Here is a 12446-nt window from a genome sequence, read left to right as displayed (position 1 = left end):
GCATACGTGTGCCACCGACCTGACCAAGGAGAGCGTGCCGATGACTGTCGACTCGAACCCGGACGTGTCGAACCCTGACGTGCGACTGGAGCTGCCCCGGCAGTCCAGTCTGGGCACGGCGGCTGCCCGTAACCTCGCCAACACCACCAAGTCCGCGCCGCAGATGCAGGAGATCTCCTCCCGCTGGCTGCTGCGCATGCTCCCTTGGGTGGAGACCAAGGGCGGGGCGTACCGGGTGAACCGCCGCCTGAGCTACACCGTCGGCGACGGCACGGTGGAATTCGTCCAGGACGGTGCGGACGTCCGCGTCATCCCCCGTGAACTCGGCGAACTGGCCCTGCTCCGGGGCTTCGACGACGTGGACGTCCTGACCGCGATCGCCGATCGGTGCGTGCAGCGCGAATTCCGCGCCGGCGAGACGCTGGTCGAGCGCGGGGCGCCCGCGGACAAGCTGCATCTGATCGCCCACGGCCGCATCACCCAGACCTCCGTCGGGAGTTACGGCGACGAGGTCGTCCTGGACGTACTGGCCGACGGCGACCGGTTCGGGGAGAGCGCGCTGCTGGACGAGGAGGCCCGCTGGGAGAACACCGCCACGGCCGAGACGTCGGGCACCCTGCTCACCCTGTCACGTGCGGACTTCGCGGCCGTGCTGTCCACGGCATCGAGCCTCCGGGCCCATCTCGACGCGTTCTCGTCGCGCTCCCACCAGCGGCAGAACCATCGTGGCGAGGCCGAGATCGCGATGTCGGCCGGCCATGTAGGCGAGCAGGAACTGCCCGGCGCGTTCGTCGACTACGAACTGAGGCCGAGGGAGTACGAGCTCTCCGTCGCGCAGACCATCCTGCGGATCCACACGAGGGTCGCCGACCTCTACAACGGGCCGATGAACCAGACCGAGGAACAGCTCAGGCTCACCATCGAGGCGCTGCGCGAGCGCCAGGAGCACGAGCTGATCAACAACCGGGAGTTCGGTCTGCTCCACAACGCCGACTTCAAGCAGCGCATCCAGACGCACTCGGGCCCGCCGACCCCGGACGACATGGACGAACTCCTCTGCCGGCGCCGCGGCACCAAGTTCTTCCTCGCGCACCCCCGGACCATCGCGGCGATCGGGCGTGAGTTCAACGCGCGGGGGATCTATCCGGACCACGCCGACCTCGGTGGTCAGCAGGTCCCTGCCTGGCGCGGGGTTCCGATCCTCCCCTGCAACAAGATCCCCGTCACCAAGGAGAAGACCAGCTCGATCCTCGCCATGCGTACGGGCGAGGAGAACCAGGGCGTCATCGGGCTGCACCAGACCGGGCTGCCGGACGAGTACGAACCGGGCCTGTCGGTCCGGTTCATGGGCCTCGACGAGAAGGCGATCACGTCCTATCTCGTCACCACCTACTACTCGGCCGCGATCCTCGTGCCGGACGCGGTCGGCGTGATGGAGAACGTCCAGATCGCCCGCTGGCCCAGGTAGCGGTCCGTGCCCGGAGGGCTTGGGACCGATGCCTCCGAGCACGGTCGCGCCGGCCCCGGAGGCATCGGGACACCGCACACCCCCACCAAGGAGCCATGGATGCCCGCACCTGAGCTGCCACCACCACAGTCGAGCCTGCCGGAGGCCGCTTCCCGCTTCGGGGCGCACCTGCTCGCCGCCGCGGCGCACGTACTCGACGCCGAGGACGTGAGCGGCGGCCCGTCCTGCGCGCCCTCCCTGCCCGCCCCGCCCGTGACCTCCGCGTCCGCCCTCGCCGCCCGGCCCCTCCCCGGCGCCCCGGCAGCCGAGGCGCCGGCACCGAGCGCCGGCCTGGAACGGATCCTGCGTGGCCCCAGCGGTCTGGGCACGGCGGGCCTGCGCCTGTTCCCGCGGGACGAGCCGCAGACACCGTCGTCCGCGCCGGCGGCCACGGAAGGGACACCGGTCCCGGGCCTTTACCACCACCCCGTGCCCGAGCCCGACCCGGTGCGGGTCGAGGAGGTCAGCCGAAGGATCAAGGCGTGGGCCCTGGACGAGGTCTCGCTGTATCCCGAGGACTGGGAGGAGCAGTTCGACGGCTTCTCCGTGGGCCGGTACATGGTCGGCTGCCACCCGGACGCGCCCACCGTCGACCACCTCATGCTCGCCACGCGCCTGATGGTGGCCGAGAACGCGGTGGACGACTGCTACTGCGAGGACCACGGGGGTTCGCCCGTCGGCCTCGGCGAAAGGCTTCTGCTGGCGCACACGGCACTGGACCCCCTGTACACGACGAGGGAGTACCAGCCGCAGTGGGCGGAGTCGCTCCACGCGGACGCGCCCCGGCGTGCCTACCGCTCAGCCATGGAGTACTTCGTACGGGCGGCCAGCGCCTCCCAGGCGGACCGGTTCCGGCACGACATGGCCCGGCTGCACATGGGGTACCTCGCCGAAGCGGCCTGGGCCCAGCTGGACCACGTCCCCGAGGTGTGGGAGTACCTGGCGATGCGCCAGTTCAACAACTTCCGCCCCTGCCCGACCATCACCGACACCGTCGGCGGCTACGAACTGCCCGCGGACCTGCACGCCCAGGCCGGCCTGCAGAAGGTCATCGCGCTCGCGGGAAACGCGACGACCATCGTGAACGACCTGTACTCCTACACCAAGGAACTCGACGCTCCCGGCCATCACCTGAATCTTCCGGTGGTGATCGCCGAACGGGAGGGCCTCTCCGACCGGGACGCCTATCTGAAGTCGGTCGAGGTCCACAACGACCTCATGCACGACTTCGAGAGCGAGGCCGCGGCCCTGGCCGAGGCCTGTCCGGCGCCCGGCGTGCACCGCTTCCTGCGGGGCGTGGCCGCCTGGGTCGACGGCAACCACAACTGGCACCAGTCCAACACCTACCGCTACAGCCTGCCCGATTTCTGGTAAAGAACGGATTCATCTGTGACCCACACCGAACTCGCACCCGCCGCCACCGCAACCTCGGGCTCCGTGCGGATCCCCCGCCCGGCGTCCCCCTACCAGGGGGACATCGCCCGCTACTGGGACGGTGAGGCCCGGCCTGTGAACCTGCGTCTCGGCGATGTCGACGGGCTCTACCACCACCACTACGGCATCGGCGAGGTGGACCACGCCGCTCTCGGCGACGCCGAGGACAGCGAGAGCGAGAAGAAGCTGATCGCCGAGCTGCACCGGCTGGAGTCGGCGCAGGCCGAGTACCTTCTGGGGCACCTCGGTGACATCGGCGGCGACGACACCCTGGTCGACGCCGGCTGCGGGCGCGGCGGCTCGATGGTGATGGCTCACCAGCGCTTCGGGTGCAAGGTCGAAGGTGTCACGCTCTCGGCCAAGCAGGCGGACTTCGCCAACGGCCGTGCCCGTGAGCTCGGCATCCAGGACCATGTCCGCGCCCGGGTCTGCAACATGCTCTCCACGCCGTTCGAGACCGGTTCGGCCGCGGCTTCGTGGAACAACGAGTCGAGCATGTACGTCGACCTGCACGACCTCTTCGCCGAGCACTCCCGCGTCCTCGAGGTCGGTGGTCGTTACGTCACGATCACCGGCTGCTGGAACCCGCGCTACGGCCAGCCCTCGAAGTGGGTGTCCCAGATCAACGCCCACTTCGAGTGCAACATCCACTCGCGCCGGGAGTACCTGCGCGCCATGGCCGACAACCGTCTCGTGCCTCAGGCCGTCGTCGACCTCACCCCGGACACCCTCCCCTACTGGGAGCTGAGGGCCACGTCCTCGCTGGTCACGGGAATCGAGGAAGCGTTCATCAACTCGTACAAGGACGGGTCCTTCCAGTACCTCCTCATCGCGGCGGACCGCGTCTGACCTCGGACTGACGGGGAGGGCCCGACCTGGCGGGGGCCCTCCCCGTCGGCTGCGCGCCGTGCCGGCACGTCCGTCGCCACGCAGTCCTGCCGGCACGGCCGGCCCGCCGCTCCCGGGGTCAGCCCACGAGGTCCGGCGCGCGCAGCATCTCGGGCGGGATGCCCCAGGCGTCGACGAGATCGACGGCGAGGGGCCGGACCTTGCGGCAGAGGTCGTTCACCTCACGGCTGATCGCCTTGGAACGCTGGACGGTCAGCCGGCCGTGTTCCATGAACCAGGCCCGGTCCGCCTCGATCGTCGACAGGGCGAACAGGTCGCACAGCAGGCCGAGCGCGACCTTGTTGCCGCCCTCGGGCTGCGTACGCACCTTGTCGACGAACGCCTCCAGCACCAGCCGCTCGACGTGCGCGTGGGCCACCGCGATGACGTGGTCCTGCACCTGCGAGAACACGACCCCGGCATTGCGCTTCTGGTCGATCCCGCGCTTGAGCCGACGGGCCACACCGGCGAGCATGTGCTCCTCGCGGTAGCGGAGCATGGCCAGTTGGTATTCGGAGTCGAGCAGACCGGCTTCCTGGTCCCACTCGTCGCCGCCGGGCAGCAGGTCGCGTACCCGTTCGAGCAGCTTGTGCGCCGAGGTCTTCTCGATGACCGTCTCGACGGCGAGGCCGGTGACGTGGCGGACCATGCCGAGCTGGTCCAGGTCCTCGAACTCGCTCGCGTAGTGGGTGAGCAGGCCCTTGGCCACGAGCTGCAGCAGGACGTGGTTGTCGCCCTCGAAGGTGGTGAAGATGTCGCTGTCGCTCTTGAGGGCGGCGAACCGGTTGACGGCGAGATAGCCGGCCCCGCCGCACGCCTCACGGCACTCCTGAACGACCCGGGTGGCATGCCAGGTGCCGAGCGCCTTGGTGCCGGCGGCCCGCGACTCCAGGAGGCGCCGCGCCTGCGCGTCGTCCTCGATGCCGGAGAAGACTTCGTGCAGTTGCGTGCGCACGACGTCCTGCGCGAAGTGCAGCGCGTACGTACGCGCGAGGAGCGGCAGCAGACGGCGCTGGTGGAGACCGTAGTCGAGAAGCAACTGCTCCTCCGTGTCCGAGGCCGCGTCGAACTGCCGGCGCCGGACGGCGTACTTCGTGGCGATCGCCAGGGCGACCTTGGCCGCGTTGACCCCGGCGCCTCCGACGCTGACCCGGCCCTGCACCAGGGTGCCGAGCATGGTGAAGAAGCGCCGGTCGGGGTTCTCGATCGAGCTTTCGTACACGCCTTCGACGGTGACGTCGGCGAACCGGTTGAGCAACGCCTCGCGCGGCACCCGCACCCCGTCGAACCGGATACGGCCGTTGTCGACGCCGTTGAGGCCCATCTTGCGCCCGTCGTCCTCGATCTGTACGCCGGGGACCACTTCTCCGCCGGACCGGATCGGCACGACGAAAGCGTGCACGCCCTCGGCCGTCCCGTCCACCTCCAGCTGGGCGAAGACGACCGCGAGCTCGGCGTGGCGGGCCGCGTTGCCGATGTAGTCCTTGCGCGCCTGGTCGCCGTCGGTGGTGATGACGAACTCCTGGGTGCCGGCGTCGTACACCGCGAGGGTGCCGAGCGCCTGCACGTTGGAGCCGTGCCCGGTCTCGGTCATCGCGAAGCAGCCCATCAGCTCTCCGGTGATCAGGTCCGGCAGGTAGGCGTCGTGGTGACGCCCTGTGCCCAGATGCAGGATCGCGCCGCCGAAGAGCCCGAACTGCACGCCGACCTTCACCAGGACCGACAGATCACCGAAGGCCAGCGTCTCGAACGCGGCGATCGAGGCTCCGACGTCACCGCCGCCGCCGTACTCCGCCGGAAAGCCCATGCCGGTCTGACCGGTCGCGGCCATGTCGACCACGAGCTCACGCACCCGCTCACGGTACGCGTCGACGCCGAGTTCGTCGGCCTCCTCGAGGACGGAGGCATGCGTCACCAGGTTGGTCCGGACGAGGTCCCGGATCCCGGCGTACTCGCCGTCGAGCACCTCGGTCAGCGCCCGGACGTCGACCTCGGGCTGCACGTATCCGCTCGCAGCAGCGGATGTCTTGTCAGTGGCCATGTCCTTTCGCTACCCCGCCCGTGAACGATCAAGCGGCCACCCGGGGCTGTCGGAGCCGTACGGGCGAGCACGACGAGGCCGGGTGGCCAGGATCGGGCCGCGGCCGGAAGACCGGGCGCAGCAGCGCCTGTCATGACCATTGCCGACGGCCACCCGCGTCGCTATGTTAATTGGGAATCACATCGGGCTTCATGATCTGAAACGCGGAGCCAGAACAGTCGATCCTGCATCAAGGGCACATGACTCCATCAGGTCGAGCATGGAAGCAGGTAAGTTAATGCACAATCTCGACAGGCGAAAAGTCCTGTCCCTCGGTGTCGCACTCGGCCTCGTGGGCGCGGCAGACCCCGCCAAGGCGTGGGCGTGGGCGTCGAAGGACTCGGTGGCAGGCAGCGGCACCGGTGTCGATCCGGAGTACGTCTGGGACAGCGCGACGGATCCGCTGATGGTCTCGCTGCTCCAGAACGGTCAGGTTCCGGCGGTCAACACCGCGATGGCGGGGTGGGTGAACAACGGGGACGCGCTGCCCGCCGGGCTGCCGGCCGAACTCACCGCGCATCTGCGGACGGTCAACAAGCTGCCGCCCTGGGCCGACCCGGTCAAGCTCGCACGCGCGGCCGACTTCAACAGGCGCAAGGACACCTACCTGTTCGTGCTGTACGGCCTCGGCAGCGGGATCATGAGCACGGTGATCCCCCGCGAGGCCAGAAGCGTCTACTGGTCGGTGGGCGGCGCCGACATGAAGGACCGCGCGGCCAAGACGTTCACGTTCGGCTACGACCTGTCCCAGCTGGACGCCTTCAAGCCGACGGGGCAGTTCGTCGTCACCGCCAACAAGACCCGGCTGGTGCACGGCGCGGTGCGACACCTGCTTCCGCAGTCGCCCCACTGGCGGGCGGTCACCGACCAGTCCGTCCCCATCAGCGCCGCGGACATCCTGGTCACCTTCCACAGTCTGGGAACCTTCGTGCGCAGGAGGCTGCTCGACTGGAAGGTCCCGATGTCCGCCGCGGACCAGGAAGCCTTCCTGCATTCCTGGCAGGTCGCCCTTCATCTGCTCGGCGTACCGGACGAGTACATCCCCCAGACCTGGGCGGCCGCGGAAGCGCAGTCGGCGCAGGTGCTCACCCCGATCCTCGCCCCGACACCGGAGGGTCTCGACCTGGCCGAGGTACTGCTCGGCCTGACCGCGGAGATCGATCTCGGTGTCACGCGTGGGTTCCTGAACGAGTTCGTGCGCTACGTGCTCAGCAACGAGGTCGGCGACTGGCTGAAACTCCCGCGCGACTACGCGGCGGCGGCCCTCGTCCGCACGGTCTGGCCCGCCTTCATCCTGTTCCGCGAGGGCCTGTCGCCCGTCATGCCCGGCACCTTCTACATGTTCGACCAGTTCGTGCGGGGCCTGGCCATGCTGTTCCTCAACAAGGGGAGCTCCACGACCACCACGCCGATCACGATCCCGACGGGGAACCGGCCTGGCTGATTCCCGGTACCGCCCTGTGGGTGTCCGGCCCTCGGCAGTCGTACCGAGGGCCTTGGGCCGGGCACCCCGGGTGACTTCCGCGTCAGGCGCTTCACCGGGACGGCACCCCGCCCGAAGACGCGGGACGTACCGGTTCAGAAGCCCAGGGCCCCCATGACCAGCGCGGTCACGGCGTCACGGTGGTCCGGGCCGTCCTGCCACCGCAGCCCGCGACCGGCCTCGACCGCGACGCCGAATCCGGCGTGCACCAGCACCCGGGCCTGGCGCGGGTCCAGCTCGGGACGGGCCAGCCGCAACTGCTGCTCCCAGACCGCGATGTGTTCGCGCTGTGCGAGGACCAGGGGGCGCCGCAGGTCGGCGGGCAACCCGACGAGCTCGGCCTCGGCGACGCTGTTGAGCGCGGTGTACTCGAAGCTGTAGGCCACATAGGTCGCCGCCAGCGCGCCGATGGCCTCGCGCGGGCCGGACACCTCGTGGAGGCTCTGGTCCACCTCCCGGGCGAGGAGTCCCGCCGCCTGGAGACACGCCGCCGCCAGGATGTCGACCTTGCCGGAGTAGTGACGGTAGAGCGCCGACGGGGCCAGCCCCACCGCCTCCGCGATCTGCCCGTTCGTGACGCTGGCGAACCCGTCACGCGCGAACAGGGGGATGGCGGCCGCGAGGATCTGCGCGCGTCGCGTGCGTGGTACCGGGTGGGCGACCACCTCGACCGTGCGGACACCGCCCCGGGACGCCGCGGGAGCAGCCGAGGCCACCCGCAGCGCGGACGCCAGCAGCAGTTCCTCGGCACGGCGTTGAGCGATCGACGTGTGATGCATGGTGATCGACCCGATGGCGCCGAGGGCCGCCACGGCCCTCAGACGCCCGTCGGGCAGTGGGTGCTCGCGCTGCACCGCCTCGTCCACCCGCCCGATGACATGCCTGAACTTCGCCCTGAGCTGCCGGCGGTCCTCGTGGTTGAGGTACCGGGCCTCCCACCGGTACACGCCGCCCGATGCGCGGTGTGCGACGGTGACCCGGGTGACGGCGGTGAGCACATCCGTCGACGACGCCCCGGACGGTACCTCGTCGACGGCGACGACGAGCCGGTCCGCCATCAGATCGGCGCATTCGGCGAACAGTGCGTACTTGTTCGGGAAGTGCCGGTACAGGGCCGCCGCCGTGATGCCCACGCCGGCGGCGATCTTCTCCATGGACGCCATGTGATAGCCACGCTCGCTGAAGACCCGGCCGGCCGCCTCGACGATGAGCTGCTTGCGATTGCGGGGCCGGGTGGCCGCGGTCGGATCGGCGGTCACAGCCGAACGGGCGGTTGCGGAGACGTGGCCATGCGGATCAGTCAACCACACGCCGCCCGAGGCGCTCGGGCCCCCTCGGCTCGCGACGGAGTCCACGGCCCTCGGCCGCCGACCGGACGGGGACGTCGCGGCCAGGCGCGAAAGACCCGCAGGTGAGGTTGACGAAACCCGGGGCATGAGTGGCGACAGACGAAGGGAGGTTGCCATGGATGGCAGAAATCTGGAACTCGGCGAGCTTCTCACCGCAGCGGAGTCCGCGCCGCCGGGGGAGTCCGTCGGCGTGATCGCACACGATCTGCGCAAGCGCTTCGGGGCCGACCGCGTGTCGTTCCTGTTCGTCGATCTCATGGAGCAGCGGCTGCTGCGCCTGACCGCGCCGACCGACGGTGACCTGGAGGACGCCGAGGAACCGATCGATCTGCAGGGCACCGTCTACGACACGGTCCTGCGGAGCCAGTGCCAGCACGTGGACGCGGACGACGAGGGCGGGCGGCGGGTGATATCGCCGGTGAGCAATCGCGGCGACTGCATCGGTCTGCTGGAGGTGACGCTGCGGTACGCCGACGACTCCGTGCTCGGGCAGATCAACGACGCGGCCCACGCGCTGGCCTACATCATCGTCACGGACCGGCGCTTCACCGACCTGTACCACGCCGGCCGGCGGACCACCCGGACGAGTCTGGCCGCCGAGATCCAGCATCAGCTGCTCCCCTCGGCCTCCTGCTGCGAAGCCCCCCAGTTCACCCTCGCCGCAGGTCTCGTCCCGGCCGACGACATCGGCGGCGACACCTACGACTACACCCTCGACCGGGACACGCTGTACCTGTCCATCACCGACGCGATGGGCCACGACACCGAGTCCGCCCTGCTGGCGACGCTGGTCACGGGTGCGCTGCGCGGAGCCCGCCGCACCGGCTGCGACGCGCTCCGTCAGGCGCATCGCGCCCACGAGGCCCTGCTGTCCCACAGTCGCGGGCTGGCCACCGGACAGCTGCTGTGCATCCGTCTCGACACCGGCACCTGTGAACTGGTCAACGCCGGACATCCCTGGCCTCTGCGCCTGCGGGCAGGTGCCTCCGAAGCCGAGGAGGTGCCGCTCGTCGTCAATCTGCCGTTCGGGGTCGCCGCGCCCACCTCGTACCAGCTCCAGGAGCTGCAGTTGCACCCCGGAGACCGCCTGGTCCTGCTCACCGACGGCATGCAGGAGCGCGGTGCCGCCGCTGTCGATCTGGCTTCCCTCGTGAGCGAAACCCGTGACCTGCATCCCAGGGAGGCCGTGCGCATGCTGACCACAACGGTCCTGGAAGCCTGCCGGGGCAACCTCAACGACGACGCCACCGTCATCGTCCTGGACTGGCACGGCACCGAGGGGTCCGCCCGCTGACCGCTGCGGTCGGCACGACCGTCGACGGACAGCGGGAGGGCGGTGGTCCGGTCAGCCCGACTTCGGCGGCTTCTGCGTGTCGAAGGCGAAGAGGGTGTTCCCGGCTGCGGCGACGACCACCACCCGCCCCGCGACGGTCACGCGCGGGCTTGCGCCCTGCTCACCCGTCAGGCCGTCGACCTGCGGATCCGTCGTCCACAGGGGTTTGCCGCTGTTCGGTGACAGCGCGACGACCCGGCCGGTGGCAGAGCTGAAGTACAGTGCGCCGGATCCCGCCACGGGCCCCGAAGCGCCCTCCACGCCCGTCTGACGCGTCCACTTCTCCCGGCCGGTGGTGGGGTCGAGCGCCGTGACGAGACCGGCCTGACCGGCCACGTAGACGACGCCGTCCGCCATGCCGGGTGTGCCCGCGTATGTCCTGTCCAGTCGCGAGTACGTGACCTTGCCCGAGACCGGGTCGATCCGCGCCATCCCGTCGTAGCCGGTCAGCGCCGCTCCCTCCAGGTGCTCCTGGAGGAGGACGAGGCTGCCGTCCCGGACGCCCATCGGCACGGCGGGGCCGTCGACCGCGATGGGGCTGCCCCACGTCCCGGAGGTTCGGTCGACGGGCCGGAGGGTGGGGTTGCGCACCTCCGAGGCATCCACCTCGGTGTCCGTCGCGCACATGGCGAAGAACCGCGGGCCGGCCGGCACGGGAGCGCACTGCGTGCCCTCGGGGAACGACGTCGTCCAGGCGACCTCGCCACTGTGCGCGTCCCGGGCCTCGAAGCGGGAGTTGGAGGCGTCGACCGTCACCACGGCGGAGCCGGCCACCATGGCGTCCCGGCTCCGGCCCGTGACGGCCATCGACTGGGCGCCGGAGGGCACGGACCACAGCTCACGGCCGTCGTCCGCGTCGAAGGCCACCACCTCGCTGGGAGGGTCCTGCGGGGCGTCCTCGGCGGCGAAGCGGTAACCGAGCACCGTGTCGTCGGTGGCGCCGATCAGGTGCATGCCCTGGACCGGGACGCCCGGGCTCTTCGCCGTCCAGACACGCGAGCCGTCCTCGGGCTTGATGCGGGCCGCGACGACACCACCGCCCCCGCAGAACAGGGCGTCGCCGTGAGTCACGCAGCGGAGTTCGTCGGGGATGTCCTCCCGGCCTCCCAGCACGGTCCTGCGCCACGGCCCGAAGCCGTCCGGGAGTGGGGCGGCGGACGCGGCGACGCCGGCGCCCTTGTCGCCGTCACCGCCGCCTCCGGCATTTCCCGCCTTCAGCGCGGCGACTCCCCCGCCGATCGCCGCCACGGCGACCGCGGCCGCGAGGACGGGCCGCCATCGGCTGCGCAGGCGGCGTCCGGCGGAGGTGTCGGCGCTCCCTGCGGCGGCACCGGCCAGGGGGTCGCTCGGGGCAGCGGGCGGCGGGGCGGACGACGACGGGGCAGCGGGCGGCGGGGTGTCCTGCGTCACATGGTGCTGGGTGATCATGTCGCGGGTGCGGCCCGCGCCGGACTCGTGCACGCCGGTCCCGCCGAGGTCGTCCGGAAGGTCCCTCAGCAGCACGAGGAGCTCGTCCGCCGTGGGGCGCCCCTCGGGCTCCTTCTCCAGGCACGGTTCGACGACCGCACGCAGGGCCTCGGGCACGACACCCAGCGACGGCTCCTCGTGCACCACCTGATACGCGGTGAGGTAGGGGCTGTCCGCGTCGAAGGGCCCGTGGCCCGTCGCCGCGTAGACCAGCAGCGTCCCCAGGGAGAAGACATCGGATCGCGGGCCCACACCACGCGGCGCCTGCAACTGCTCCGGCGACATGAAGGGCGGCGTACCGATGACCCGGCCGGTCATCGTCAGTGTCTGCTGGTCCGCAGCGCGTGAGATGCCGAAGTCGATGACACGAGGGCCCTCGGGCGAGAGCACGACGTTCGAGGGCTTCAGGTCACGGTGGACGACTCCCACCCGGTGGATGTCGCGCAGCGCCTCCGCCAGACCGATGGCGAGCCTCCTCAGCTCCGCCCCGCCCAGCGGGCCCTCCGCGGCGATGCGCTGGGCAAGCGTCTGCCCCTCGATGTAGGTCGTCGCCATCCACGGCTGCTCGGCCTCAGGAGCGGCGTCGACCACGGCGGCGGTGAACGCGCCGCTCACCCTCCTGGCCGCCGCCACCTCCTGCCGGAAGCGGATGCGGAATTCCTCGTCCGCCGCGAACTGCTGGTGGATCAGTTTGATCGCGACGGGCCGCCCCGAACTCGTACGGGCGAGAAAGACCGTGCCCATACCACCCGAGCCGAGCCTGGCCTCCAGCGGATATCCGCCGATCTCGGCCGGATCGCCCACACGCAGCGACACGCCTCCCCCACCTCCCGTCCTCCGTGCGTCTCCGACGACACGGGCCCGCACAACTGTCCTGCACACAAACTAACCGCAGAGCGGTACGA

8 protein-coding genes are annotated in these 12446 nt (G+C 70.4%); 5 read left to right on the top strand and 3 right to left on the bottom strand.

Features of this window, described 5'->3' with window-relative positions; all coding sequences use genetic code 11:
- Positions 1-40: 40 nt before the first annotated feature.
- The 3 genes from P8A20_RS32915 to P8A20_RS32905 all read left to right on the top strand — a co-directional run bounded on the left by P8A20_RS32915 (position 41) and on the right by P8A20_RS32905 (position 3790).
- Complete coding sequence (locus tag P8A20_RS32915; RefSeq protein WP_147962023.1) at positions 41-1468, top strand: family 2B encapsulin nanocompartment shell protein; 1428 nt, start codon at positions 41-43, stop codon at positions 1466-1468.
- A gap of 99 nt (positions 1469-1567) precedes the next feature.
- Positions 1568-2881 (top strand): family 2 encapsulin nanocompartment cargo protein terpene cyclase, encoded by a 1314-nt coding sequence (locus P8A20_RS32910; protein WP_306104811.1) that lies wholly within the window; start codon positions 1568-1570, stop codon positions 2879-2881.
- A 15-nt stretch (positions 2882-2896) separates the two neighbouring features.
- Complete coding sequence (locus P8A20_RS32905; RefSeq protein WP_147962833.1) at positions 2897-3790, top strand: geranyl diphosphate 2-C-methyltransferase; 894 nt, start codon at positions 2897-2899, stop codon at positions 3788-3790.
- A 118-nt stretch (positions 3791-3908) separates the two neighbouring features.
- On the opposite strand, the gene P8A20_RS32900 is transcribed toward P8A20_RS32905, so the two are convergent.
- Positions 3909-5870 (bottom strand): acyl-CoA dehydrogenase family protein, encoded by a 1962-nt coding sequence (locus P8A20_RS32900; RefSeq protein ID WP_147962834.1) that lies wholly within the window; start codon positions 5868-5870, stop codon positions 3909-3911.
- Between the two features lie 277 nt (positions 5871-6147).
- Between P8A20_RS32900 and P8A20_RS32895 the strand changes: the two genes are divergently transcribed.
- Positions 6148-7353, top strand: coding sequence for an oxygenase MpaB family protein (locus P8A20_RS32895; RefSeq protein ID WP_306104810.1), 1206 nt, complete (start codon positions 6148-6150; stop codon positions 7351-7353).
- A 134-nt stretch (positions 7354-7487) separates the two neighbouring features.
- Here P8A20_RS32895 and P8A20_RS32890 read toward each other — a convergent pair whose 3' ends face one another.
- On the bottom strand, positions 7488-8651 hold the full coding sequence (locus P8A20_RS32890) for a TetR/AcrR family transcriptional regulator (RefSeq protein WP_187282371.1): 1164 nt from the start codon (positions 8649-8651) through the stop codon (positions 7488-7490).
- A 205-nt stretch (positions 8652-8856) separates the two neighbouring features.
- Here P8A20_RS32890 and P8A20_RS32885 point away from each other — a divergent pair, with 205 nt between their 5' ends.
- Positions 8857-10035, top strand: coding sequence for a PP2C family protein-serine/threonine phosphatase (locus tag P8A20_RS32885; protein ID WP_147962837.1), 1179 nt, complete (start codon positions 8857-8859; stop codon positions 10033-10035).
- A gap of 51 nt (positions 10036-10086) precedes the next feature.
- On the opposite strand, the gene P8A20_RS32880 is transcribed toward P8A20_RS32885, so the two are convergent.
- Positions 10087-12357, bottom strand: a complete 2271-nt coding sequence (locus P8A20_RS32880; protein ID WP_306104809.1) for a serine/threonine-protein kinase — start codon at positions 12355-12357, stop codon at positions 10087-10089.
- Between the last annotated feature and the right edge of the window lie 89 nt (positions 12358-12446).

The sequence above is a fragment of the Streptomyces sp. Alt3 genome (assembly GCF_030719215.1).
In the GTDB taxonomy this organism is placed as follows: domain Bacteria; phylum Actinomycetota; class Actinomycetes; order Streptomycetales; family Streptomycetaceae; genus Streptomyces; species Streptomyces glycanivorans.
The sequence above is the reverse complement of the archived record's forward strand: the minus strand, read 5'-3'. Positions and strand labels throughout refer to the sequence as shown.